21 protein-coding genes and 1 riboswitch are annotated in these 25,933 nt (G+C 57.9%); of the genes, 13 read left to right on the plus strand and 8 right to left on the minus strand.

The genetic code is table 11. From position 1 onward, the window contains the following. The 5 genes from G9X48_RS21260 to aceK all read left to right on the plus strand — a co-directional run. The coding region (locus tag G9X48_RS21260) for a hypothetical protein (protein ID WP_208091270.1) at nt 1–410 on the plus strand (410 nt) is incomplete at its 5' end. 23 nt (nt 411–433) lie between these two features. Further along, nucleotides 434–1,363 carry a homoserine O-succinyltransferase gene (metA, locus tag G9X48_RS00005; protein WP_012123595.1) on the plus strand — a complete coding sequence of 310 codons (930 nt, stop codon included), beginning with the start codon at nt 434–436 and terminating at the stop codon, nt 1,361–1,363. A 273-nt stretch (nt 1,364–1,636) separates the two neighbouring features. Further along, a complete protein-coding gene (gene aceB, locus G9X48_RS00010) occupies nt 1,637–3,235 on the plus strand; it encodes a malate synthase A (RefSeq protein WP_097640903.1) in 1,599 nt (532 codons plus the stop codon). 34 nt (nt 3,236–3,269) lie between these two features. Further along, a complete protein-coding gene (gene aceA / locus G9X48_RS00015; protein ID WP_097640904.1) occupies nt 3,270–4,577 on the plus strand; it encodes an isocitrate lyase in 1,308 nt (435 codons plus the stop codon). Between the two features lie 263 nt (nt 4,578–4,840). Beyond that, complete coding sequence (gene aceK, locus G9X48_RS00020) at nt 4,841–6,631, plus strand: bifunctional isocitrate dehydrogenase kinase/phosphatase (RefSeq protein WP_012123597.1); 1,791 nt, start codon at nt 4,841–4,843, stop codon at nt 6,629–6,631. Between the two features lie 43 nt (nt 6,632–6,674). On the opposite strand, the gene iclR is transcribed toward aceK, so the two are convergent. Then, entirely contained in the window at nt 6,675–7,511 is an 837-nt protein-coding gene (gene iclR, locus G9X48_RS00025; RefSeq protein ID WP_004387513.1) for a glyoxylate bypass operon transcriptional repressor IclR, read from the minus strand. Between the two features lie 197 nt (nt 7,512–7,708). On the opposite strand from iclR, the gene metH reads away from it, so the two are divergent. After that, nucleotides 7,709–11,392 (plus strand): methionine synthase, encoded by a 3,684-nt coding sequence (metH, locus tag G9X48_RS00030; RefSeq protein ID WP_139156807.1) that lies wholly within the window; start codon nt 7,709–7,711, stop codon nt 11,390–11,392. Between the two features lie 607 nt (nt 11,393–11,999). After that, the gene (locus G9X48_RS00035; protein WP_097640906.1) at nt 12,000–13,631 is read left to right on the plus strand and encodes a Na/Pi cotransporter family protein; all 1,632 of its coding nucleotides are present in this window, start codon (nt 12,000–12,002) and stop codon (nt 13,629–13,631) included. A 16-nt stretch (nt 13,632–13,647) separates the two neighbouring features. Here the strand turns inward: G9X48_RS00035 and G9X48_RS00040 are convergent, their stop codons facing one another. Together G9X48_RS00040 and G9X48_RS00045 are read right to left on the minus strand one after the other, a co-directional pair. Beyond that, nucleotides 13,648–13,923 (minus strand): addiction module antidote protein, encoded by a 276-nt coding sequence (locus G9X48_RS00040; RefSeq protein WP_007852536.1) that lies wholly within the window; start codon nt 13,921–13,923, stop codon nt 13,648–13,650. 4 nt (nt 13,924–13,927) lie between these two features. Beyond that, complete coding sequence (locus G9X48_RS00045) at nt 13,928–14,233, minus strand: type II toxin-antitoxin system RelE/ParE family toxin (protein ID WP_014727945.1); 306 nt, start codon at nt 14,231–14,233, stop codon at nt 13,928–13,930. A 216-nt stretch (nt 14,234–14,449) separates the two neighbouring features. On the opposite strand from G9X48_RS00045, the gene G9X48_RS00050 reads away from it, so the two are divergent. Continuing rightward, a complete protein-coding gene (locus tag G9X48_RS00050) occupies nt 14,450–14,800 on the plus strand; it encodes a type II toxin-antitoxin system RelE/ParE family toxin (RefSeq protein ID WP_097640907.1) in 351 nt (116 codons plus the stop codon). Next, nucleotides 14,797–15,120, plus strand: coding sequence for a helix-turn-helix transcriptional regulator (locus tag G9X48_RS00055; RefSeq protein WP_063265163.1), 324 nt, complete (start codon nt 14,797–14,799; stop codon nt 15,118–15,120). The genes G9X48_RS00050 and G9X48_RS00055 overlap by 4 nt, the downstream gene beginning before the upstream one ends. 26 nt (nt 15,121–15,146) lie before the next feature. Here the strand turns inward: G9X48_RS00055 and G9X48_RS00060 are convergent, their stop codons facing one another. From G9X48_RS00060 to G9X48_RS00075, 4 genes are all read right to left on the minus strand, one after another. Next, entirely contained in the window at nt 15,147–15,419 is a 273-nt protein-coding gene (locus tag G9X48_RS00060; protein ID WP_007702377.1) for a DUF3811 domain-containing protein, read from the minus strand. A 90-nt stretch (nt 15,420–15,509) separates the two neighbouring features. Further along, nucleotides 15,510–16,442: a ketopantoate/pantoate/pantothenate transporter PanS gene (panS, locus tag G9X48_RS00065; protein WP_097640908.1), complete on the minus strand. Its 933-nt coding sequence runs from the start codon at nt 16,440–16,442 to the stop codon at nt 15,510–15,512. A 161-nt stretch (nt 16,443–16,603) separates the two neighbouring features. Next, nucleotides 16,604–18,196, minus strand: a complete 1,593-nt coding sequence (gene rtcR, locus G9X48_RS00070; protein ID WP_097640909.1) for an RNA repair transcriptional activator RtcR — start codon at nt 18,194–18,196, stop codon at nt 16,604–16,606. A 106-nt stretch (nt 18,197–18,302) separates the two neighbouring features. Next, nucleotides 18,303–18,557, minus strand: coding sequence for a hypothetical protein (locus tag G9X48_RS00075; protein ID WP_097640910.1), 255 nt, complete (start codon nt 18,555–18,557; stop codon nt 18,303–18,305). A 114-nt stretch (nt 18,558–18,671) separates the two neighbouring features. Between G9X48_RS00075 and G9X48_RS00080 the strand changes: the two genes are divergently transcribed. Genes G9X48_RS00080 through G9X48_RS00090 form a run of 3 tightly spaced genes read left to right on the plus strand, consistent with a single transcriptional unit; the run spans nt 18,672 to nt 21,836 of the window. After that, nucleotides 18,672–19,805: a slipin family protein gene (locus tag G9X48_RS00080; protein WP_097640911.1), complete on the plus strand. Its 1,134-nt coding sequence runs from the start codon at nt 18,672–18,674 to the stop codon at nt 19,803–19,805. Nucleotides 19,806–19,807: 2 nt separating this feature from the next. Further along, entirely contained in the window at nt 19,808–21,034 is a 1,227-nt protein-coding gene (locus G9X48_RS00085; protein WP_097640912.1) for an RtcB family protein, read from the plus strand. Nucleotides 21,035–21,050: 16 nt separating this feature from the next. Then, on the plus strand, nt 21,051–21,836 hold the full coding sequence (locus tag G9X48_RS00090) for a nucleotidyltransferase domain-containing protein (RefSeq protein WP_097564167.1): 786 nt from the start codon (nt 21,051–21,053) through the stop codon (nt 21,834–21,836). Nucleotides 21,837–21,859: 23 nt separating this feature from the next. Here G9X48_RS00090 and lysC read toward each other — a convergent pair whose 3' ends face one another. Next, a complete protein-coding gene (lysC, locus tag G9X48_RS00095) occupies nt 21,860–23,212 on the minus strand; it encodes a lysine-sensitive aspartokinase 3 (protein ID WP_097582501.1) in 1,353 nt (450 codons plus the stop codon). Between the two features lie 113 nt (nt 23,213–23,325). Beyond that, nucleotides 23,326–23,519, minus strand: a riboswitch (Lysine riboswitch). A 684-nt stretch (nt 23,520–24,203) separates the two neighbouring features. Between lysC and pgi the strand changes: the two genes are divergently transcribed. Then, nucleotides 24,204–25,853 (plus strand): glucose-6-phosphate isomerase, encoded by a 1,650-nt coding sequence (gene pgi, locus G9X48_RS00100; RefSeq protein WP_007871432.1) that lies wholly within the window; start codon nt 24,204–24,206, stop codon nt 25,851–25,853. The last annotated feature ends 80 nt before the right edge of the window (nt 25,854–25,933 follow it).

A 25,933-nucleotide genomic window follows, 5' to 3' on the forward strand; every position in this document is an offset into this window, starting at 1 on the left:
ACTCAGAAGTGAAACGCCGTAGCGCCGATGGTAGTGTGGGGCCTCCCCATGCGAGAGTAGGGAACTGCCAGGCATCAGATAAACGGAAAAGCCTCATGCGAAAGCATGGGGCTTTTTTGTATGCCGCATCAGTGAGGCTGAATGCTTCTGAGCAGGATAAACGGCTGGAAGCAGATTTCCATATCGCTCCAGGACGTTCAGAGAATAGCTGGCAGGTCGGCAGCCCTCGACTACCAAATGCCAGCGAAGATAACCTGCTTTTGTTCTGTTGCACTTCCAAATTTTCGCCCCTAATTCCCATTCATTACGCCCAGCCCATACCCCGTGAAACATTTTCACCTTTCGTACTCCTGCTCGACATTCTCGCCATTCCTGGTTATTGTTGGCTGTCTGGATGTCTAAACGTATAAACGTATGTTGTGAGGAAAAGGTTATGCCGATTCGGGTGCCTGATGAGTTACCAGCCGTCAATTTTCTGCGCCAGGAAAATGTCTTCGTGATGACGACATCACGCGCCAGCGTTCAGGAGATCCGTCCGCTTAAGGTTCTGATCCTGAATCTAATGCCCAAGAAAATCGAAACGGAAAACCAGTTCCTGCGGCTTCTTTCCAACTCACCTTTGCAGGTAGATATCCGTCTGCTGCGCATAGACAGCCGGGAATCACGCAACACGCCTGCGGAGCATCTCAATAACTTCTACTGTAATTTCGAAGATATCTGCGACGAAAACTACGATGGTCTTATCGTTACCGGCGCGCCGCTGGGCCTCGTTGAGTTTAACGATGTTGCGTACTGGCCGCAGATCCAGCAGGTGCTGGAGTGGGCAAAAGAGCATGTTACCTCCACGCTTTTTGTCTGTTGGGCCGTACAGGCGGCGTTAAATATCCTCTATGGTATCCCCAAACAGACGCGCCAGGAGAAAATCTCCGGCGTTTACGAGCATCACATCACGCAGCCACATGCACTGCTGACAAAAGGGTTTGACGATACTTTTCTGGCACCGCATTCACGCTATGCCGATTTCCCGGCAGCGCTCATTCGTGACTACACCGATCTCGATATTCTGGCCGAATCGGAAGAGGGCGACGCCTACCTGTTCGCCAGCAAAGACAAACGTATTGCGTTCGTTACCGGCCACCCGGAGTACGACGCCCTGACCCTTGCCGGCGAATACTTTCGCGATGTTGAAGCAGGTCTGGCACCGCGCGTGCCGTATAACTATTTTCCGAATAACGATCCGACCAAAACGCCGCGCGCCACCTGGCGCAGCCACGGTAATCTGCTCTTCACCAACTGGCTCAACTACTACGTGTATCAGATCACGCCATACGATCTGCGCCATATGAATCCCACGCTCGAGTAATCTCCCGCGCACGCGATCCTTAAGCGTTTCAGCACTCTTGATCAGGCACCTTCGGGTGCCTTTTTTATTTCCGAAAACCTCTTCATTATAAAAAAATCACTTTATTTGTATGTTAATCAAAAGCTTATAATGATAAGCAAATTAAAATGGAAATTGTTTTTGATTTTAGAAAAAGAATGAGTAGTCTTAATGGTGCTGTACGAAATCTGAACGTAAGAGATCGCGTACGTCTGCTATGGGGAATCTTTTGGATCAAAACCGAGGAGCGCTGCTATGAATCAACAGGCAATGACCGCAGAACTGGCTTTCAGCCAGCCTTTTGGCGAGCAGGAACGGCAGATCCTGACGCCGGAAGCCGTCGAGTTTCTTACTGAACTGGTGGCGCGTTTCACGCCGCAACGTAACGATCTGCTCGCCGCACGGCAACAGGTGCAGAAAGAAATTGATGGCGGAAAGCTGCCAGACTTTCTTTCGGAAACAGCTTCCATAAGAAATAGCGACTGGAGAATTCGCGGCATTCCTGAAGATTTGCAAGACCGTCGCGTCGAAATCACCGGCCCGGTCGAGCGCAAAATGGTCATCAATGCGCTGAATGCTAACGTCAAAGTGTTTATGGCAGATTTCGAGGATTCCCTTGCCCCTGCCTGGAACAAAGTCATCGAAGGGCAGATCAACTTGCGTGATGCGATAAAGGGCACGATTACCTGGACCAACGAAGCAGGTAAAATTTATCAGCTCAGGCCGAATCCTGCGGTACTGATCTGCCGCGTGCGCGGCCTGCATCTGCCTGAAAAACATGTCACCTGGCGCGACGAGCCTGTGCCTGGCAGCCTGTTCGATTTCGCGCTCTACTTCTTCCACAACTATAAAAATCTGTTGGCCAAAGGCAGCGGCCCCTATTTCTATCTGCCGAAAACGCAGTCCTGGCAGGAGGCGGCCTGGTGGAGCGACGTCTTCAGCTATGCCGAAGATCGCTTTAATCTTCCGCGCGGCACCATCAAAGCCACGCTGCTTATCGAAACGCTGCCTGCCGTTTTCCAGATGGATGAGATCCTGCACGCGCTGCGTGACCATATCGTTGGCCTCAACTGCGGTCGCTGGGATTACATCTTCAGCTATATCAAAACCCTTAAAAATCATCCTGACCGCGTCCTGCCAGACAGACAATCCGTCACCATGGATAAGCCTTTCCTGAACGCTTATTCGCGGCTGCTCATTAAAACCTGTCATCGCCGCGGCGCGTTCGCGATGGGCGGTATGGCCGCGTTCATCCCGAGCAAAGATACCGAGCGCAACAACTGGGTGCTTAACAAAGTGAAGGCGGATAAAGAGCTGGAAGCCGCGAACGGTCACGACGGCACCTGGATTGCTCACCCTGGTCTTGGCGATACGGTCATGGCGGTTTTTGACGCTGCGCTGGGCGAGCATAAAAACCAGCTGCATGTATTGCGGGAAGACGATGCGCCCATTACCGCTGCACAGCTGCTTGAGCCATGCCCTGGCGAGCGGACGGAAGAGGGGATGCGCGCCAACATTCGCGTGGCGGTGCAATACATCGAAGCGTGGATTTCCGGCAACGGCTGCGTACCGATTTACGGCCTGATGGAAGATGCCGCGACGGCGGAAATTTCACGCACCTCCATCTGGCAGTGGATACACCATCAGAAAACGCTCAGCAACGGTAGCAAAGTCACCAAAGATCTGTTCCGCCAGATGCTGGCCGAAGAGATGCGCGTCATTCAGGAGGAGCTTGGCGAGCAGCGCTACAGCCACGGCCGTTTTGACGAGGCCGCACGCCTGATGGAGCAAATCACCACGTCTGATGAACTCATCGACTTCCTGACGCTGCCGGGCTATCGCCTGCTGGCCTGACCCTACACCACCACAACAACACGGAGCATCTGCCATGACAACAACACGTACCCAACAGATTCAGCAGTTAGAGCAGGAATGGACAAACCCGCGCTGGGAGGGCATTCGCCGCCCTTATAGCGCGCAGGATGTGGTGAAATTACGCGGTTCGGTCAATCCGGAATGCACGCTGGCGCAGCTTGGCGCGGCAAGAATGTGGCGTCTGCTGCATGGCGAGTCGAAAAAGGGCTATGTCAACAGCCTGGGCGCGCTGACCGGCGGGCAGGCATTGCAGCAGGCGAAAGCGGGGATCGAGGCCATCTATCTCTCCGGCTGGCAGGTCGCGGCAGACGCCAACCTTGCCGCCAGCATGTATCCGGACCAGTCGCTCTATCCGGCGAACTCCGTGCCTGCGGTGGTTGAGCGGATCAACAACACGTTTCGTCGCGCCGATCAGATCCAGTGGGCTGCGGGCATTGAGCCTGGCGATCCGCGTTATATCGACTATTTCCTGCCGATCGTGGCCGATGCCGAGGCGGGTTTTGGCGGCGTGCTCAATGCGTTCGAGCTGATGAAAGCGATGATTGAGGCTGGCGCTGCGGCGGTTCACTTTGAAGATCAGCTCGCCTCGGTGAAAAAGTGCGGTCATATGGGCGGCAAAGTGCTGGTGCCCACGCAGGAAGCTATTCAGAAACTGGTCGCCGCACGGCTCGCGGCAGACGTTATGGGCGTTCCGACGCTGCTGATTGCGCGCACCGACGCCGATGCGGCGGATCTCATCACCTCCGACTGCGATCCGTATGATAGTGAATTTATTACCGGCGAGCGTACCAGCGAAGGCTTCTTCCGTACCCGCGCGGGCGTCGAGCAGGCGATCAGCCGCGGGCTCGCCTATGCGCCGTATGCGGATCTGGTGTGGTGCGAAACCTCCACGCCGGATCTCGATCAGGCAAGACGTTTCGCCGAAGCTATCCACGCGCGCTTCCCCGGTAAGCTCTTGGCGTATAACTGCTCGCCGTCGTTCAACTGGAAGAAAAAGCTCGATGACAAAACCATCGCGTCTTTCCAGGAGGAGCTGTCGGCGATGGGGTACAAATACCAGTTCATTACGCTCGCGGGCATTCACAGCATGTGGTTCAACATGTTCGATCTCGCCCACGCCTACGCCCAGGGCGAAGGGATGCGGCATTACGTCGAGAAAGTGCAGCAGCCGGAATTTGCCGCGGGTAAAGAGGGCTACACCTTTGTGTCGCACCAGCAGGAGGTGGGCACCGGTTACTTTGATAATGTCACGACCATTATCCAGGGCGGCGTGTCATCCGTGACGGCGTTAACCGGCTCGACCGAAGAAGCGCAGTTCTGACGCTGCTTTAAGCGCAGCGCATGCACCGGTTGCCAGCGGCGGGTGCGCGTCGCTTACCCGCCCTACAGTCCACTGGATTTTGTGTAGGGTGGATAAGCGCAGCGCATCCACCGATTGTCAGCGGCGGGTGCGCGTCGTTACCCGCCCTACAACCGCTTTGATCCTGTGTAGGGTGGATAAGCGTAGCGCATCCACCGATCGTAAGCTGTGGGCGCGCGTAACTTATCTGCCATACCTTTTATTTTCACACACGGAGCCTGCCTATGCCGCCGCGTGGACTGGAGCTACTCATCGCCCAAACCATCCTGCAGGGGTTTGACGCGCAATATGGTCGTTTTCTGGAAATTACCGCGGGCGCGCAGCACCGCTTCGAGCAGGCCGACTGGCACGCCGTCCAGCAGGCGATGAAAAGCCGTATCCATCTCTACGATCACCATGTCGGGCTGGTGGTGGAGCAGTTGCGCTGCATTATGGAAGGCAAGGCTACCGACCCTGATTTTCTGCTGCGCGTGAAGCGTCACTACACCGACTTGCTTCCCGATTATCCACGCTTTGAAATTGCTGAAAGCTTTTTTAATTCGGTCTATTGCAGGCTGTACGACCACCGCTCGCTGACGCCAGACAGGCTGTTTATTTTCAGCTCCCAGCCCGAGCGACGTTTTCGCACCATGCCGCGACCGCTCGCGAAAAATTTTTTCCCGGAGCAGGGCTGGCAGCCGCTTCTGACCACCTTGCTCACCGATCTCCCGTTGCGCCTGCCGTGGCAGGATCTGGCGCGCGACGTTCGCTACATCATCGCGCATCTCAATGAGACACTCGGCCCGGCTCGCCTTGCGCAGGCGCATCTGGAAATGGCGAACGAACTCTTCTACCGCAACAAAGCCGCGTGGCTGGTGGGCAAACTGCGCCTGCCTGACGCCACGCTGCCTTTTCTGCTGCCTGTCCACCGCAGCGACGACGGCGAACTGTTTGTCGACACCTGCCTTACCGGCAGCGCCGGGGCGAGCATCGTTTTCGGCTTCGCCCGCTCTTATTTCATGGTGTATGCGCCGCTGCCCGCCGCACTTGTCGAATGGCTGCGCGAAATCCTGCCGGGCAAAACCACGGCTGAGCTCTATATGGCGATTGGCTGCCAGAAACACGCCAAAACTGAAAGCTACCGCGAATATCTTCACTATCTGCGTCACGCCGATGAGCAGTTTATCGAGGCGCCAGGCATTCGCGGCATGGTGATGCTGGTCTTCACGCTGCCGGGGTTTGATCGCGTCTTTAAAGTCATCAAAGACCGCTTCGCCCCGCAAAAAGAGATGAGCGAAGCGCATGTGCGCGCCTGCTACCAGTTGGTGAAAGAGCACGACCGCGTCGGGCGCATGGCGGATACCCAGGAGTTTGAAAACTTCGTCATTGAAAAACGCCGTATCAGCCCGGAACTGATGGCGCTGCTGCAACAGGAGGTCGGGCAGAAGCTCACCGACATGGGCGATAAAATCTCCATCAGCCATCTCTATATTGAGCGCCGGATGGTGCCGCTCAATATCTGGCTGGAGCAGGCGACGGGCCAGCAGCTGCGCGACGCCATCGAAGAGTATGGCAACGCCATCCGCCAGCTCGCCGCCGCCAACATCTTTCCCGGCGACATGCTGTTTAAAAACTTCGGCGTCACGCGCCACGGGCGGGTCGTCTTCTACGATTACGACGAGATCTGCTACATGACCGAAGTCAACTTTCGCGATATCCCGCCGCCGCGCTACCCGGAAGACGAGCTCAGCGCCGAACCCTGGTACAGCGTGGCACCCGGCGACGTCTTCCCGGAGGAGTTTCGCCACTGGCTCTGCGCCGACCCGAAAATCGGCCCGCTGTTTGAGGAGATGCACAGCGATCTGTTCAGCGCCAGCTACTGGCGCGCGCTACAGACGCGCATTCGTGAAGGGTATGTGGAGGATGTGTACGCGTACCGCCGCCGCCAGCGCTTTTGCGTGCGCTGGAAAAACCACAACGGCCACCCGGAGGCAGCCGTTTCAGCGATTGCGCCCTCTGCGGTGGGCGAGGGCTAAAGCGAAGGCGTCAGGCGGAGAACCTCTGACACCCGCAAGCCATTTAACGAACGCCGCCGAAAGCCTGCGTCACTTCTTTCGCCGCGCGGATCACCATCGCGCCTAACTCCGTTACGCGATCGTCGGTCATGCGTGAAATCGGGCCGGAAATAGAGATCGCGGCGAACGCCTCGTGGTGCTCGTCGTAAATGCAGGCCGCTACGCAGCGCAGGCCAAGCGCGTGCTCTTCATCATCAAACGAATAGCCGCGCTTGCGCGTCTGGGCGAGATCGTCTTTCAGATGCGCAGGCGCCACCAGCGTCGCGTGCGTATAGGCTTTCAGCCCCTGGCGATGGAGCAGCGCGGAGACATCTTCATCGCTTAACTGCGACAAAAACGCTTTACCGGCACCGGACGCGTGCATCGGCAGCTTGCCGCCAATCGGCGCGGACATACGCATCAGCTGGGTACACTGTACCTGGTCGATAATAATGGCCTGATGGTCGCTCTTATCCAGCACGGCGAGGTTCACGGTTTCGCCGGACTCTTCCATCAGTTTGCGCAGAATCGGGTGCACAATCGCCAGCAGGTTGCGGCTTTGCAGAAAACTGCTGCCGATAATAAAGGCGTGCGCGCCGATGGCCCAGTGGCCTAAATCGCCGACCTGGCGTACAAAGCCCAACTGCTGCATGGTTGTCAACAGGCGGTGGGTGGTGGAGTTCGGCAATCCGGCCTGCTGCGCCAGCTCCGTCAGCGCCACGCTACCCTGCGATTCAGCTATCCACTCCAGCAGTTTCAGGCCGCGCGTGAGCGACTGCACCTGGCCCGTCGCCTGCGGGGCGGCAGCGGCGGCGGCGTTGCGGGGCTTTTTGCCACGTTTGGCGGGTACGGTAGCGACCATAACGGCCTCCTTTTCTGTATCGTGGAAATCATTTTCGTTTTATTTGGCGATAATGCAACCGCCAGGCAACTCATCGGAGCAGTCAATAATGAACATGTCTCAAGTTGCCGTCGCTCGCCTTCCCCGGCCGATCGCTTTATGCCAGTATGGTTTGCTGGCCTTTCCGGCCTGGGTTTTGTCGAGTATCAGGAGCACATGTGAGTAGCAAATCTGAACAGCTGCACCGGCAATTAGCGGAACGCATTATGGTGCTGGACGGCGGTATGGGCACCATGATCCAGAGCTACCGTCTGGATGAAGAGGATTTCCGCGGCGAGCGTTTCGCCGACTGGCCGTGCGATCTTAAAGGTAACAATGACCTGCTGGTACTCACTAAGCCAGATATCATCGCCGCTATCCACTACGCCTACTTTGAAGCGGGCGCCGATATCATCGAGACCAATACCTTTAACTCGACGACCATCGCGATGGCCGATTACCAGATGGAATCGCTGTCGGCGGAAATCAACTACGAAGCCGCGAAGCTGGCCCGCGCCTGCGCCGATGAATGGACGGCGCGCACGCCGGAAAAACCGCGTTACGTGGCAGGTGTGTTAGGGCCCACTAACCGTACAGCGTCGATTTCTCCTGATGTTAACGATCCGGCCTTCCGTAATATTACTTTTGATCAGCTGGTGGAGGCTTACCGCGAATCCACGCGCGCGCTGATTGAAGGCGGCGCAGATCTGATTCTCATCGAAACGGTCTTCGATACGCTTAACGCCAAGGCCGCGATTTTCGCCGTGAAGGCAGAGTTCGAGGCGCTCGGCGTCGAGCTGCCCATCATGATCTCCGGCACAATCACCGACGCCTCAGGCCGCACACTGTCGGGCCAGACCACCGAGGCGTTTTATAACTCGCTGCGCCACGCTGACGCGCTCACCTTCGGCCTTAACTGTGCGCTGGGCCCGGACGAGCTGCGCCAGTACGTGGCGGAGCTGTCGCGCATCGCCGAGTGCTACGTCACCGCGCACCCCAACGCGGGCCTGCCCAACGCCTTCGGCGAATATGATTTAGACGCCGATGTGATGGCCGCGCAAATCCGCGAGTGGGCGGAGTCGGGCTTCTTAAATATCGTCGGCGGCTGCTGCGGTACTACGCCGGAGCATATCGCTGCGATGAGCCGCGCGGTGGACGGTTTACCGCCGCGTAAACTGCCGGATATTCCCGTCGCCTGCCGTCTGGCGGGCCTTGAGCCGCTCAACATCGGCGACGATTCGCTGTTTGTGAACGTCGGCGAGCGTACCAACGTCACCGGCTCGGCCAAATTTAAGCGCTTAATCAAAGAAGAGAAATACAGCGAAGCGCTGGACGTGGCGCGCCAGCAGGTCGAAAACGGCGCGCAGATTATCGATATCAACATGGATGAGGGGATGCTCGACGCCGAAGCGGCGATGGTGCGTTTCCTCAACCTTATCGCGGGTGAGCCAGACATCGCCCGCGTGCCGATTATGATCGACTCCTCGAAGTGGGACGTTATCGAAAAAGGCCTGAAATGCATTCAGGGCAAAGGCATCGTTAACTCGATCTCCATGAAAGAGGGCGTCGAGGCGTTTGTGCATCACGCGAAGCTGGTGCGCCGCTATGGCGCGGCGGTGGTGGTGATGGCGTTTGACGATGTGGGCCAGGCCGACACCCGCGAGCGTAAAATTGAAATTTGCCGCCGCGCTTACAAAATCCTCACCGAAGAGGTCGGCTTCCCGCCGGAAGATATTATTTTCGACCCGAACATTTTCGCGGTCGCGACCGGCATCGATGAGCACAACAACTACGCGCAGGATTTTATCGGCGCGTGTGAAGACATTAAACGCGAGCTGCCGCATGCGCTGATCTCCGGCGGCGTCTCTAACGTCTCGTTCTCGTTTCGCGGCAACGACCCGGTGCGCGAGGCGATCCACGCCGTGTTCCTCTACTACGCCATCCGCAACGGCATGGACATGGGTATCGTTAACGCCGGGCAACTGGCGATTTACGACGATCTGCCCACCGAGCTGCGCGACGCGGTAGAAGACGTCATCCTTAACCGCCGCGCCGATGGCACCGAGCGGCTGCTGGCGCTTGCCGAAAAGTACCGCGGCAGCAAAGCGGATAACGCGGCAGATGCCCAGCAGGCGGAATGGCGCACGTGGGATGTCAAAAAGCGCCTTGAGTATTCACTGGTCAAAGGCATTACCGAGTTTATCGAGCAGGATACCGAAGAGGCGCGCCAGCAGGCGGCCCGCCCGATTGAGGTAATTGAAGGCCCGCTGATGGACGGCATGAACGTGGTCGGCGATCTGTTCGGCGAGGGCAAAATGTTCCTGCCACAGGTGGTGAAATCGGCCCGCGTGATGAAACAAGCGGTGGCGTATCTTGAGCCGTACATCCAGGCCAGTAAAGAAGTGGGCAAGAGCAACGGCAAAATCGTGCTCGCGACCGTGAAAGGCGACGTGCACGACATCGGCAAAAACATCGTTGGCGTGGTGTTGCAGTGCAACAACTACGAGATTATCGACCTCGGCGTGATGGTGCCGACGGATAAAATCCTCAAAACCGCGCGTGAAGTGAACGCCGATATCATTGGGCTTTCCGGGCTTATCACGCCGTCGCTTGATGAGATGGTCAATGTGGCGAAAGAGATGGAGCGTCAGGGCTTTACGCTGCCGCTGCTCATCGGCGGCGCGACCACCTCGAAAGCCCATACGGCGGTGAAAATCGAGCAGAACTACAGCGGGCCGACGGTCTATGTTCAGAACGCCTCACGCACCGTGGGCGTGGTCTCTGCGCTGCTCTCCGACACGCTGCGTGACGATTTCGTCGCGCGCACCCGCAAAGAGTATGAAACCGTGCGCATTCAGCACGGGCGTAAAAAACCGCGCACGCCGCCGGTGACGCTCGCCGCCGCGCGTGAAAACGATCTGGCGTTCGACTGGGAAAGCTATACGCCGCCCGCCGCACACCGTCTGGGCGTCGAAGAAGTAACGGCAAGCATCGAGACGCTGCGTAATTACATCGACTGGACGCCGTTCTTTATGACCTGGTCGCTCGCCGGGAAATACCCGCGCATTCTGGAAGATGAGGTTGTGGGCGAAGAGGCTCAGCGCCTGTTTAAAGACGCCAACGAGATGCTCGACAAACTGAGCGCCGAAAAATCCCTGACGCCGCGCGGCGTGGTAGGGCTTTTCCCGGCGAACCGCGTGGGTGACGACATCGAAATCTACCGCGACGAGACCCGTACACATGTGTTGTCAGTAAGTCATCACTTACGTCAGCAGACCGAGAAAGTGGGCTTTGCGAACTACTGTCTGGCCGATTTCGTCGCGCCAAAACACAGCGGCAAAGCAGACTACCTCGGCGCGTTCGCCGTGACCGGCGGGCTGGAGGAAGACGCGCTGGCGGAGGCCTTCGACGCGCAGCATGATGATTACAATAAAATCATGGTTAAAGCGGTGGCCGACCGTCTGGCGGAAGCGTTCGCCGAGTATCTGCATGAGCGCGTGCGTAAAGTGCTGTGGGGCTACGCGCCGTATGAAAATCTCAGCAATGAGGAGCTCATCCGTGAAAATTATCAGGGCATTCGCCCGGCGCCGGGTTATCCCGCCTGCCCGGAGCACACCGAGAAATCGGTTATCTGGGATCTGCTGGACGTGGAAAACCGCATCGGCATGAAACTCACGGAGTCCTACGCCATGTGGCCAGGCGCGTCAGTCTCCGGCTGGTATTTCAGCCACCCGGAAAGCAAATATTTCGCCGTGGCGCAGATCCAGCGCGACCAGGTGGAAGATTACGCGCAGCGCAAAGGGATGAGCATGAGCGAGGTAGAGCGGTGGCTCGCGGCGAACCTTGGTTACGACGCCGATTAGTTTCGGATTAGGCCTGTAAGACGAACACGCTGGTGGGTGCGCACGGCTTACCCACCCTACAACCGAAGCGTAGGGCGGGTAAGCGCAGCGCACCCGCCGTTCCCGTCATGATCCAACAACCACCATTTCCGCGATCCTCAACGCGCTGGTGGGTGCGCGTTGCTTACCCACCCTACAACCGAAGCGTAGGGCGGGTAAGCGCAGCGCACCCGCCGTTCCCGGCATCCTCCAACAACCGCTATTTCCGCGCTCATCAACGCGCCGGTGGGTGCGCACGGCTTACCCACCCTACAACTGAAACGTAGGGCGGGTAAGTGCAGCGCACCCGCCGTTCCCGTCATGATCCAACAACCGCTATTTCCGCCCTCATCAACGCGCTGGTGGATGCGCGCGGCTTACCCACCCTACAACCGAAACGTAGGGCGGGTAAGCGCAGCGCACCCGCCGTTCCGTCATGATCCAGCACCCATCATTCCCGCCTAATTCAACTCCCGGTTGACCCTTCATATACCCACCCGCCAATACTTCCTCCGGTTAATTACTTATACTCATCAAAGGAGCAGCATCGCGCCTGCTTCTTAGGAAAACACAACGATAAGGAGAAGCCGTGTTAACGCTGTTACACCTGCTTTCTGCTGTGGCGCTGCTCGTCTGGGGCACTCACATCGTGCGTACCGGCGTCATGCGCGTCTTCGGCGCGCGCTTAAGAAGCGTGCTCAGCCGCAGCGTTGAGAAAAAACCGCTCGCCTTCTGCGCGGGCATCGGCGTGACGGCGCTGGTGCAGAGCAGCAACGCCACCACGCTGCTTGTCACCTCGTTCGTCGCGCAGGATCTGGTGGCGCTGACGCCCGCGCTTGTCATCGTGCTTGGCGCGGATGTCGGTACGGCGCTCATGGCGCGCGTGCTTACTTTCGATCTCTCGTGGCTCTCGCCGCTGCTGATTTTTATCGGCGTCATCTTCTTTCTTGGTCGTAAACAGAGCCGCGCCGGCCAGCTCGGGCGCGTCGCTATCGGCCTTGGGCTGATTTTGCAGGCGCTGGAGCTCATCGTGCAGGCGGTTACGCCAATCACCAACGCCTCCGGCGTACAGGTCATTTTCGCCTCGCTCACCGGCGATATCATGCTCGACGCGCTGATAGGGGCGGTGTTCGCGGTCATCAGCTACTCAAGCCTGGCGGCGGTTCTGCTCACCGCGACGCTCACCGCCACGGACGTCATCTCCTTTCAGGTGGCGCTCTGTCTGGTGATTGGTGCGAACCTCGGCTCCGGCCTGCTCGCGATGCTCAACAACGGTGCCGCCAGCCCGGCGGCGCGGCGTGTGGCGCTCGGCAGTCTGCTGTTTAAGCTGGTGGGCAGCGTGCTGGTGCTGCCTTTCGTGCCGCTGCTGGCGCAATCCCTGCACAGGCTGCCGGTAGAGGAATCGGAGTTGGTTATCTATTTCCACGTCTTCTATAACCTCATCCGTTGCCTGGTGATGGTGCCCTTCGCGGGCATGATGGCGCGTCTTTGTCAGCGCATCATCTCGGACGCCCCGGAAACCGATCTGCGCATGAAGCCCCGGCATCTTGACCCGAGCGCGCTGGACACGCCAGCGCTGGGCCTCGCCAACGCCGCGCGCGAAACGCTGCGCATCGGCGACGTGCTGGAGCAGATGCTGGAGGTCTACGGCAAAGTGATGCATGGCGAACCGCGTCAGGAGAAGACACTGCGGCGGCTCGCCGACGACGTGGATGTGCTCTACACCGCCATTAAGCTTTATATGGCGCGCATGCCGAAAGAAGATCTGGCGGAAGATGAGGCGAAGCGCTGGGCGGAAATCATTGAAATGTCGCTAAATCTTGAACAGGCGGCGGATATTCTGGAGCGTATGGGCAGCGAAGTGGCGAATAAATCGCTGGCCGCGCGCCGCGCGTTTTCACCAGAAGGCGTGAAAGAGCTGGATACGCTGCTGGAGAAACTGACCGCCAACCTGAAGCTCAGCCTGTCGGTCTTTTTCGCGGGTGACGTACAAAGCGCTCGCCGCCTGCGACGCCATAAGCACCGTTTTCGCATTCTCAACCGCCGTTACGCGCACGCCCATGTGGACCGGCTGCATCAGCAAAACGTGCAGAGTATCGAAACCAGCTCGCTGCATCTGGGGTTGCTTGGCGATATGAAGCGCCTCAACTCGCTGTTCTGCGCCGTGGCCTACAGCATCCTCGAACAGCCGGATGACGATGAGGAGCGGCTGGAAGAGTAGCCTTACAAAGCCGCTTTTATGATTTAACCGTTAAACCGAGACCCAACGCTTTCATCACTGCCAGCGTGGTTTTAAGCGTTGGGTTGCCTTTATCACTGAAAGAACGGTACAGCTGTTCACGCGACAGCCCTGTCTGAGCGGCGATATGCGACATGCCTTTAGCGCGCGCGACGACGCCCAGCGCCTTTGCAATATGTCCGGCGTCGCCAGTTTCGAGCGCGTCCGCCATAAAGAAGGCGATCTCCTCATCATCTACCAGCGCCGCTGCGGGATCGTATTCGGTCAGCTTCATCACATTATCTCCACTGGTTCTCTGGCAGGTCAGCCAGCATTTTCGCAAGAAGAATGTCTTTATCCTGCGTGTGCTTATCACCACCACAAAGCAAAATGACAATCACCTCGCCGTGTTGTTTGAAATAAATCCGGTATCCCGCGCCGTAGTGAATACGCAGTTCACTGATGCCTGCGCCGACGGGCTTAACATCACCAGGCAAACCATTAGCCAGCCGAAAAAGCCGCGCGGCAATCATCGTTTTTACCCGCTGGTCTTTCAGACTGGCTTGCCAACGGCGGAATACTTCAGTTTGAAAAATATGCTTCATAACGCTCCCTGTATTTTAAAAACTACATGCGAATTCTACAAGTCTGCTCAGGGAGAATAAGTTTCATAAAAAAGGGAACAAAGGCGTCAGTAATGAATCTGGAAGACATGCCGAAAGATGACAAAAAACCTCGCTGACGGCGGGGTTTTTTATTTTATCGTGAAAGCTGGACGCTGTTTTTTATACCCATAAAGGTATAATCAGAGGGAACGCAACATGATAAAACCGTTGTTTTGGGTCGGGCAGGCCAGAAAAGATCTTCAGGCGCTGCCGGAGGATGTACAGGATCTTTTTGGCTATGCGCTTTATCTGGCGCAGCAGGGCAGACGCCATCCGCAGGCCAGGCCGCTTAAAGGTTTTGGCGGCGCGGGTGTGCTTGAGGTCGTGGAGGATTATCAGGGGAATGCCTTTCGGGCGGTCTATACCGTGCGCCTGATAGATGCGATTTATGTCCTGCATGTATTCCAGAAAAAATCCTCTTCCGGGATTGCCACGCCCCGCCCGGAGATGGAAAAAATTGAACAGCGACTTAAAGCCGCGCAACGCCACGCCGGAGGGCTGAAATGACAGCAGACATTGAACGCAGTAACGGAAATGTGTATGACGATCTCGGGCTTATCGACGCCGAAGAGATGCAGCTAAAAGCGCAGCTCGCTATGGCCATTAGCGACATTCTTAAAGCGCGCGGTTTAACCCAACAGGAGGCGGCCCGTCTTCTGGGAATGACCCAGCCAAAACTCTCTTTATTACTTCGCGGCCAGTTTCGCGGGATCAGCGAAACGAAAATGATGGCCTGCCTGATGCTCCTCGGGCGGGATATCAGCATCGTCGTGGGCGAGGCACAGCAGGCGCGCGGAAAAATGCGCCTGATTTATGAGCCAGCCTGACACAGGACAGCGCTCGTGGCTGCGCGTTAACGCCGTCCCCGCACGGGCGTGCTGGCGGACCATGAAAAGGTCGCGTCGCTGTCCGGTTTATACGCCTGCGCTTTTTTCTGTTTGCGCGTCTGCTTCGCCGCCTGTTCGCGCTGCGCCATCAGCTTGTCGATATACTCTTTTTTGACGTGGTTGGCTTCGGAATTGGTAAGCGGGCGACCATGGGCGATGCGGGCGCGGTCGAGCAGGGTTTTTAATTCGCGCTGTTCGCTTTCCGTCATCTCTTTCTGGGTCAGTCGGGGCAGGGACATAGTGGCGACTCCTCAGGGGGTGAGCTGCCAGTGTAACGCAACGCCGCCGCTAACTCAGTAAATAAGCCCGGTTTCGCCGGGCTTATTTGATCAGCGCGCTTTTTTTGCGTTTCCGCCCACCGGTTTGCCGGACCAGTAGCCCGCGAGCAGCGAGCCGGAAAGATTATGCCACACCGAGAACAGCGCGCCGGGTAGCGCCGCGAGCGGCGAAAAATAGAGTTTGCCGAGCGCGGCGGCAAGCCCGGAGTTTTGCATCCCGACTTCAATCGCCAGCGTCCGGCAGGTGGATTCGTCAAAGCCGAAGAGACGCCCGCCCCAGTAGCCGCCGAGCAGGCCGATACTGTTATGCAGAATCACCGCCACAATCACCATCAGCCCGACGGACGCGATATGCGAGGCGGAGCCCGCCACCACGGCGCTGATAATCGCCAGAATACACACCATGGAAAACGCGGGCAGGTAAGGCTCCACCGCTTTTACCACGCGCGGGAACAGGTGATGCACGATAAGCCCGAGCGCAATCGGGATCACCACGATTTGCAGAATGCTCAGCAGCATCCCCATCACATCGACCTGAATATGCGCGTCAACATAGAGGCGCGTCAGCAGCGGCGTGGCGACCACGCCTACCAGCGTTGAGACCGACGAAATGGTCACCGACAGCGCCACGTCACCTTTCGCCAGATAAATCATGACGTTAGACGCTGTACCGCTCGCCACGCTCCCCACCAGCACCATACCGGCGGAGAGATCCGGCGGCATATGAAACAGCATCGCCAGCAGCCAGGCGGCCAGCGGCATTACCAGATAGTGCAGGAAAATCCCTGCGGCCACCGGCGCGGGGCGCGACAGCACGCGTTTGAAATCATCGAGTTTCAGGTGTACGCCCATACCAAACATAATCAGCATCAATAATGTGCTGACCCACGGGCCGATGGGCGTAAACGTGGCGGGCGTGTAATAAGCAATAACCGAGAGCAGCAGCGCCCAGAGCGGGAACAGCCGGGTGAGTGTCGCGAGCATCGTGTTTTCCTTGCACCCCGTGGCGAACCGTCGTCGTAACGCGGCATCGCCGGGGAGAATGTTGTGTTGTGTCGTTATAAACAGGCCGGGATCGAGCCCGGCCATTGGTATTGTTTATCGTGCGAAGGAAAGTTATTCAAACAAATTATGATGAAAAGGCCTCATTCAGGGGCTTTAACCTGCTCCCAGCTCAGCCCAAAACGCGCCAGATATTTACGCAGCCGGTCGGCGTCGTTCGGGTTGGCTTTCTTCTGGCGCGAAACCGCAAACAGCGTGCGTCCGGCCTCAGAGAGCGAGGCGCTACGCCTGCACACGGCAACAACCGCCGCCAGTTGATCCTGGTCGAAGAGATCGAGCGTTGCGGTATCGACAGGCAGCGCGGCGGCAGGGTCTGCGAGCGGCCGCCAGCTCGCGGTAAGACGGCCGATTTCCTCCTCGACTAAGGCGTCGGTAATGCGACCCTGCTCGGCAAGCGTCGCCATGCGCGCCACCGAGCTGCCCAGTTCGCGAAAGTTGCCCGGCCAGCGCGCCTGCGGCGAGCAGGCGAAGGCGAGATAATTTTCGCGCGCCGTTTTATCAAAGCGGATCTGCGTCTGCTGCTGCGCCGAGAAGCGCTGTAGCTCATACTCCACGTTTGGCGCGATATCCTCGCGGCGCTCGGCGAGGCCCGGCAGCGCGAAGGCCCACATATTAATACGCGCATAGAGATCTTCGCGAAAACGGCCTTCAGCGACCCATCGCGCCATGTCGCGGTGCGTACCGGCGATCAGCTGAAAATCGCTCTGCACTTCTTTATCCGCGCCGAACGGGAAAAAGGTCTTTTCCTCAATAGCTTTCAGCAGCATCGCCTGTTCATCGAGCCCAAGCTCAGCGATTTCATCCAGAAACAGCACGCCGCCGTCGGCCTCGCGCAGAAGCCCATGCCGCGCCTGCTGCGCGCCGGTAAACGAGCCCTTCACATGGCCAAACAGCGTCGACATTGCGTTATCGCCGCGAAGCGTCGCGCAGTTCACGGAGACCAGTTTTCCCTGCACCAGATGCCGCGCCTGGCGCAGCTGGAAAATGCGCTTTGCGAGAAACGATTTCCCCGCGCCGGTCGGCCCCGTCAGCAGAATCGGCGCGGTGGATCGCAGCGCCACGCGCTCGATCTGGTCGATCAGACGGTTAAACGTGGCGTTACGGGTGTCGATGCCGGATTTGAGGAACGACACCGACTGCTGCTGCTCGCGCTGGAAGCGGCTGGTCAGCGTCGCATAGCGGCTTAAATCGAGATCGATGACCGACGCCGTGCCGATGGTTTTCTGCGCTTCATCGTCGCCCTGACGATCGGGGCTGGTCTGTAACAGCGCCGCCGGGAGATACCGCGCTTCGGTCAGCAGGAACCAGCAGATCTGCGCCACGTGCGTGCCGGTGGTGATATGCACCAGATACTCTTCGTTATCGGTATCAAAGGGATAGCGCGTGGCAAAATCCAGCAGCGCGGCGTACACCTCCTCGAAATCCCACGGATCGTCCATCACCACGGTGTGCGGGCGTACTTCGGTATGCGGCGAGACGGCGGCGATATCTTCTGTGACCCGCTCTGCGAGCGACGCGTCGCGCGCCTGGTACAGCAGTTCAAAGCGGTCGACAGGCAAACCGGGCTGCTGGCACAGCGCGACGGACGGACGCCATTTATTCCAGCGGTTGGCGCGCTTACCGCGCCGGTCCAGTACGGTGCCCAGCATGCCAATCACCACGCGACGCTTTTGCATTTCTTATCCTTAAAGATAAATAACGATATTAAAAGATAAATCATACGCCTTTCTGTTATAGCCGTCGCGTATCGAATAAAAAATTTATCTCTTAATAATCAACATATTAAAAATTTATTTTCACCTTAAACGAAACTGGCACGCTTCTGGCAATTATCACTTCGTCAGCACGCTGGGTATGCAGGGGTTTATAGCCCCGCCGGCGCACCGGGAACGGTAACACGTTATCCAGGGGGCGTTCCGCCAGTGCAATGACGTGGAAAACGGTCGGTTTATCAGGTTCGACTCCTGAACTTTCTTTCTCCTTCCAGAGAAACGTTAAAAGCAGTACCCCGGCGGTTGAGTTGTTAGCAACCGCCACACACTGACGCCGGTAACGGCGCCGGGCGGCAGGCAGAAAAGACCGGAACAGAGGTGGCTTCCCCCTCCCGCTTCGCGCCGTTATCCGCGTCAGCCACAACAGTAAGGGAAAAAAATGAATAACAAAGTGACGATTCGTAAGGGCCAGCTGGGTTTACTGGCAAAACAGGGCGATTTTTATCAGGTGCTGGAAGCGGGCGAGCATCGCCTGCCGTGGTTTAACAAACCGGACGTGACGCTGGTGGAGATGAACAGCGGCGACGTCGCGCCGGCGCTGGCCGACTATCTGCGCCGTTTTCAGCCAGAATGGGTAGAGAAATATTGCCTGGCGGTTGATACCGCCGATAACGAAACCGCGGCGCTGTGGCGTAACAACGTGCTGGTGGAAATTATCCCGCCGGGCGCGCGGCGTCTCTTCTGGCGCGACGGCGACAGCCTGCGCGCCGTGCGTATGGATACCCGCGACGTACAGGTGCCGACGGAGATAATGGCCGCCGTGTTGCAGCCGCGCGGCCGCGATGCCGTAGTGAAAGGGCGCGACGCTATCCTGACCGTTAACGTGCCCGCCTGGCACGTGGGCGTGCTGAAAATCGACGGCGTTACGCAGCCGCTGCTGCCGCCAGGCTTAAGCGCGTACTGGAAAATCAACCATCTGGTGGAAGCGGAAGTCGTGGATACGCGCCTTCAGGCGATGGAAGTCTCCGGGCAGGAGATCCTGACCAAAGATAAAGTGAACCTGCGCATTAACCTGGGGGCCAACTGGCGCTATCAGGACGTGTTACAGGCGTACAGCCAGCTTGCCAAACCGCTGGAGCATTTATACCGCGAGCTGCAGTTTGCGCTGCGCGAGGCGGTCGGCACCCGCACGCTCGATGAGCTGCTGGAAAATAAACAGATCATCGACGATGTGGTGAGCGCGCAGGTTATCGCCCGTATGGCACCGTTTGGTATCGACGTGGCGTCGACCGGCGTGAAAGACATCGTGCTGCCGGGCGACATGAAAACGATTTTGTCGCGGCTGGTGGAGGCGGAGAAATCCGCGCAGGCGAACGTGATTCGTCGCCGTGAAGAGACCGCCGCGACCCGTTCGCTGCTGAACACCGCAAAAGTCATGGAAAACAATCCGGTCGCACTGCGACTGAAAGAGCTCGAAACCCTGGAAAAAGTGGCGGAGCGTATCGATAAGATCTCCGTATTCGGCGGCCTGGATCAGGTGCTGCAGGGGCTGGTACAGATTAAAGGGGTATAACAATGCAAGAGAATCACTATCAGACGCTGGCGCAGGCTAACGGCGCGCCGGTAAAAATGTGGACCCACGGCGTGCCGGTAGAGCCGGAAGCGCGTGAGCAACTGCTGAAAACGGCGAAAATGCCGTTTATTTTTAAACATCTGGCGGTGATGCCGGATGTGCATCTGGGTAAAGGCTCGACCATCGGCAGCGTGATCCCGACCAAAGGGGCGATTATCCCGGCGGCGGTGGGCGTGGATATCGGCTGCGGGATGATCGCGGTGCGCACGTCGCTCGTGGCGCGCGATCTGCCGGATAACCTGAGCGGGCTGCGCAGCGCCATCGAACAGGCCGTCCCGCACGGGCGCACCACAGGGCGCGGCCAGCGTGATAAAGGCGCGTGGTCGAACACGCCGCAGGATGTGGACCACCACTGGGCATCGCTTGCGCCGCGCTTTAAACGCCTGACGGATAAATATCCCAACCTGTTGAAGACTAACAATCATCAGCATCTGGGAACGCTCGGTACGGGTAATCACTTTATCGAGATCTGCCTTGATGAGCAGGAGCGCGTGTGGGTGATGCTGCACAGCGGATCGCGCGGCGTGGGTAACGCCATCGGCACCCATTTTATCGGGCTTGCGCAGAAAGATATGCAGCGCCATATGGCGAATCTGCCGGACCGCGATCTCGCCTATTTTGAAGAGGGCAGTAAGCACTACGCCGATTACATCGAGGCGGTGGAGTGGGCGCAGGATTTCGCGCGCCAGAACCGTGAAGTGATGATGAACCGCGTGCTGGCGGCGCTTTCCTCGATTATCACGAAGCCGTTTATGACGCAGCAGGAGGCCGTGAACTGCCACCATAACTATGTGCAGAAAGAGACGCATTTTGGTGAAGAGATCCTGGTGACGCGCAAAGGCGCGGTGTCGGCGCAAAAAGGCCAGATGGGCATCATTCCGGGCTCCATGGGCGCGAAAAGCTTTATCGTGCGCGGGCTGGGAAACGAAGAGAGCTTTTGTTCATGCAGCCACGGCGCAGGGCGCGCGATGAGCCGTACCGCGGCGAAAAAACGCTTCACGGTGGAAGATCAAATCCGCGCCACGGCGCACGTGGAGTGCCGTAAAGACAGCGATGTCATTGATGAGATCCCGATGGCGTATAAAGACATCGACGCCGTAATGGCCGCGCAGTCGTCGCTGGTGGAAATTGTGCATACGCTGCGTCAGGTCGTGTGCGTGAAAGGATAATTTTTAAGGAAAAATGATGGAACTGAACGGGGTGGATGCCGCTATGCGCGAGCGCGTGCGGCAGGTGTTAAACGAGGTGGAAACAAAGTATGGCGTGAAGGTGCTTTACGCCTGTGAATCGGGCAGTCGTGGCTGGGGTTTTGCCTCGCCGGACAGCGACTACGACGTGCGCTTTCTCTATGTGCATTCGCCGGAGTGGTATTTACGGGTCGATGCGCCGCGCGATGTCATCGAACTGCCCATCGACGACACGCTCGACGTCTGCGGCTGGGAGTGGCGCAAGGCGCTCGGGCTGCTCAAGCGGGCGAACCCGACGCTTATCGAGTGGCTCGACTCTCCCATCGTCTACCGGCAGGATGAGACCGCCATCGGCGCGCTGCGCGACCAGGTGCCGCAGTGGTTCTCTGCTGAGCGTGCGCGCTGGCACTACTACTCGATGGCCCGCAAAAACTTTCACAGTTATTTGCAGGGCGAGACGGTGCGGCTGAAGAAATATTTCTACGTGCTGCGCCCGCTGCTGGCGGTGCGCTGGGTGGAAGCGGGTAAGGGCGCGCCGCCGATGCGCTTTCGCACGCTGCTGGAGGGTACGGTGAACGATCCGCTGCTGCGGGCGGAAATCGACACGTTGCTTGCCGCCAAACAGCGAGCGGGTGAGGCCGAGTACGGCGCACCGATGCCGCGGATACACGCGTTTATCGCTGCAGAGCTGGCGCGCGGCGAAACGCCGCCGGAGCTGCCGCAGAGTGAAAAGGCGCAGGCGAGTCTGTTAGATAAGCTGCTTTATGAAACGGTGATGGCCTGACAATGTCAGGCCATTTTTTTGGCTTACTCGAAGAGATTGTGGTGCAGCTTCTGGACGACCTGTTCGGCATCGTTGCCCGGCACCAGGAAGCAGAGGTTATAGCTCGACGCGCCGTAGCAAATCATGCGGATGTTAAACGGCTCCAGCACGCCAAACACCTCTTTGCCGACGCCGCAGGCTTTGGAGAGGTTATTGCCAATCAGCGCCACCAGCGCCAGGTTTTCTTCCACTTCCACGCGGCAGAGCGAGGAGAGCTCGGTCAGCAGCGCCTGCGTCAGCAGCGTATCGCCGGTTGACGTGGAGCCGGTGGTGTCGAGCGTCAGCGCCACGCTCACTTCCGACGTGGTGATCAGATCGACCGAAATATTATGGCGCGCCAGGATGCTGAACACTTCCGCGAGGAAACCGCGCGAGTGCAGCATGTTCAGGCTGTGGAGCGTCAGCAGCGTCTGCTTGCGGCGCAGTGCCAGCGCGCGGAACAGCGGCGGGTTGGTGGTTTTGTTGCACACCAGCGTGCCGCCTGCCTTTGGATCTTTGCTGGAGCCGACAAACACCGGAATGTCGCTGCGCACAGCGGGCAGCAGCGTCGCCGGGTGCAGCACTTTCGCGCCGAATGTCGCCATCTCGGCGGCTTCTTCAAAGGCGATTTCATCAATGCGTTTCGCGGCGGGCACCACGCGTGGATCGGTGGTGTAAATGCCCGGCACGTCGGTCCAGATATCCACGCGACGCGCTTTCAGCGCCTCGGCGAGCAGGGCGGCGGTATAGTCGCTGCCGCCGCGGCCAAGCGTGGTGGTGCGTCCTTTGGCTTCGCTGCCGATAAAACCCTGGGTGATAACTAGCCCTTCCGCCAGGCGCGGCGCGAGCTGCTGCGTGCAGAGTTCGGCGAGCGCCGCGATATCCGGCTCGGCGCGACCGAAGCGGTCGCTGGTGCGCATCACTTTACGCACGTCAAACCACAGCGCGTCCACGCCGCGCTCGCGCAGGATCTCGACAAACAGCAGGGTGGACATCAGCTCGCCGTGGCTGACCAGCTCATCGGTAAGCGCGGTGGAGGTCGCAAGCGACGCGGCTTCGGAAAGCGTGGCGATGTTTTCCAGCAGGCGATCAATCTCTTCGCGGATAACCGTCGGGTTTTGCAGGCGTTCCAGAATGTCGTACTGAATTTTGCGGATGGCGTCGAGCTTTACATAGCGCTCTGTCGCTTCGGGGCCTTCTGCCAGCGCCACCAGCAGGTTGGTGATCCCGGCGGAGGCGGAAAGCACCACCAGACGGACGTGACCGTCGTCCAGAACGACATCGGCGCTGCGGTTCATGGCGTCGAAATCCGCCACGCTGGTGCCGCCAAATTTAGCGACCACTAAAGAATCTGTCATAACAACCTCGTGTCAGGGCGCCATTCATCATGTATGGCGGAATCTGTTCAGCCTGGGCACAAGGAAAGCGCAGTAAAGGGGCGGACGCAGGAGGATAAAACCAACGTTACGATACACCCAGAAGCGCTCCACCTTGCGAAACGTTCGACTGCCGTCGTTTCGGGTGACAGCCCAGGGGATTCAGCCCCTGCAGCCGATGACGCGCCTTACCAGACAGCGCGCCATCTCGGCGTCGTTCCCCCTCGCGTGTGGTCGTAGGACGGGTTCCTCGCACACGTTACCTGGCCGACGCGCCTCTTCCGGTTTTCCTTCATATTTCAGGCTGTGGCGGCGTTGGTTGCGCTTGCTCACCCCAGTCACATACTTTTGTATGCTCCTGGGGATGCGCGCGCTTACCGCCTTGCCACACCCCGAACTATTTTGGAAAACAATGATTTTCGTCCTGTTTGTGGCTACGCGTGTGTTGGCTTTCCTCGCTCACCCCAGTCACATACTTTTGTATGCTCCTGGGGATTCGCTGCGTCGCCGCCTGCGTGTAACCCCACACCGTTTGAAAATCGTGTTCTCTTTCTTTCTCAGGCTATGGCGGCATTAGTTGCACTTGCCATACCCGAACTCATCTGAAAAACGCTGACGCCGTGCTGCTGTTTTATTGCCGTAATGCGCAAAACCCTAAGCGGGCGTCAGAGGCGGCTTCAGGTTGCGTAAGCAAGTAACTAAAGCCGCAGAAAAAAACAGGCCAGGCGTGCGCAGGGCGCGTCGGGCCGGTACTTATTCATAAATAAAGGGTTGGCCGGGGGATTGTCAACGATACGGTCATGGGGATTTTTCATATTACGCAGGCTGCCAGGAAAATAACTTATAACGGCTATACTTTTCTCTTGTCGCCGGGGAGGCTGGCGTCCGGCCTTATGATAAAAATCATCACAATTTCAGCGACTGGCGCTACAATCGACCGCAGTCACAATTCTCAAATCACAAGAGTATTGCTATGAAAAACATCAACCCAACGCAGACTTCTGCCTGGCAGGCACTACAAAATCACTTCGACGCGATCAAGGATGTCACCCTCGCTGAGCTCTTCGCGAAAGACGCTGACCGCTTCGGTAAATTCTCCGCCACCTTCAACGATCAGATGCTGGTGGACTACTCCAAAAACCGCATCACGGAAGAAACCCTCAGCAAGCTGCTGGACCTGGCAAAAGAGACCGATCTGGCGGGTGCCATTAAATCGATGTTCTCCGGCGAGAAGATCAACCGCACTGAAGACCGCGCCGTACTGCACGTCGCACTGCGCAACCGCAGCAATACGCCGATTCTGGTAGACGGCAAAGATGTGATGCCGGAAGTGAACGCCGTGCTGGAGAAGATGAAAAAATTCTCCGAGGCCATTATCTCCGGCGAATGGAAAGGCTATACCGGCAAACCCATCACTGACGTGGTGAACATCGGTATCGGCGGCTCTGACCTCGGCCCGTTCATGGTGACCGAAGCGCTGCGCCCGTACAAAAATCACCTCAACATGCACTTTGTTTCTAACGTCGACGGCACCCACATCGCCGAAGTGCTGAAAAAAGTGAACCCGGAAAGCACCCTGTTCCTGGTGGCGTCCAAAACCTTCACCACCCAGGAAACCATGACCAACGCTCACAGCGCGCGTGACTGGTTCCTGAAAACCGCCGGTGACGAAAAGCACGTGGCGAAGCACTTCGCGGCGCTCTCTACCAACGCGAAAGCGGTCGGCGAATTTGGCATTGATACGGCCAACATGTTTGAGTTCTGGGACTGGGTCGGCGGCCGTTACTCCCTGTGGTCGGCGATTGGCCTCTCCATCATTCTGTCCGTGGGTTACGACAACTTTGTTGAGCTGCTCTCCGGCGCGCACGAGATGGATAAACACTTCTCCACCACGCCGTTTGAGAAAAACCTGCCGGTGCTGCTGGCGCTGATTGGCATCTGGTACAACAACTTCTTTGGTGCCGAAACCGAAGCGATTCTGCCGTACGACCAGTACATGCACCGTTTCGCGGCGTACTTCCAGCAGGGCAATATGGAATCCAACGGCAAATACGTTGACCGTGACGGCAACGCCGTGGATTACCAGACCGGCCCGATTATCTGGGGTGAGCCGGGCACTAACGGCCAGCACGCGTTCTATCAGCTGATCCACCAGGGCACTAAACTGGTGCCGTGCGATTTCATCGCGCCGGCGATTACGCACAACCCGCTCTCTGATCACCATCAGAAATTGCTCTCGAACTTCTTCGCCCAGACCGAAGCGCTGGCGTTCGGTAAATCCCGCGACGTGGTGGAACAAGAGTTCCGCGACCAGGGCAAAGATCCGGCTCAGCTGGAAAACGTGGTGCCGTTCAAGGTGTTTGAAGGCAACCGCCCGACCAACTCTATTCTGCTGCGTGAAATCACTCCGTTCAGCCTGGGCGCGCTGATTGCGCTCTACGAGCACAAAATCTTCACCCAGGGCGCCATTCTGAACATCTTCACCTTCGACCAGTGGGGCGTGGAGCTGGGCAAACAGCTTGCTAACCGCATTCTGCCGGAACTGGGTGATAACAAAGAAATCGCCAGCCACGACAGCTCCACCAACGGCTTAATTAACCGTTATAAAGCCTGGCGTGGTTGATTTTAAATAAGCGTGTCAAATAAGCGTAATGATGCCGGCAATATGCCGGCATTTTTTTCTCAGATAAATCTTGTTGTTCG

It is taken from the genome of Cronobacter sp. HA18006 (genome assembly GCF_011605445.1).
GTDB lineage: Bacteria > Pseudomonadota > Gammaproteobacteria > Enterobacterales > Enterobacteriaceae > Cronobacter > Cronobacter sakazakii.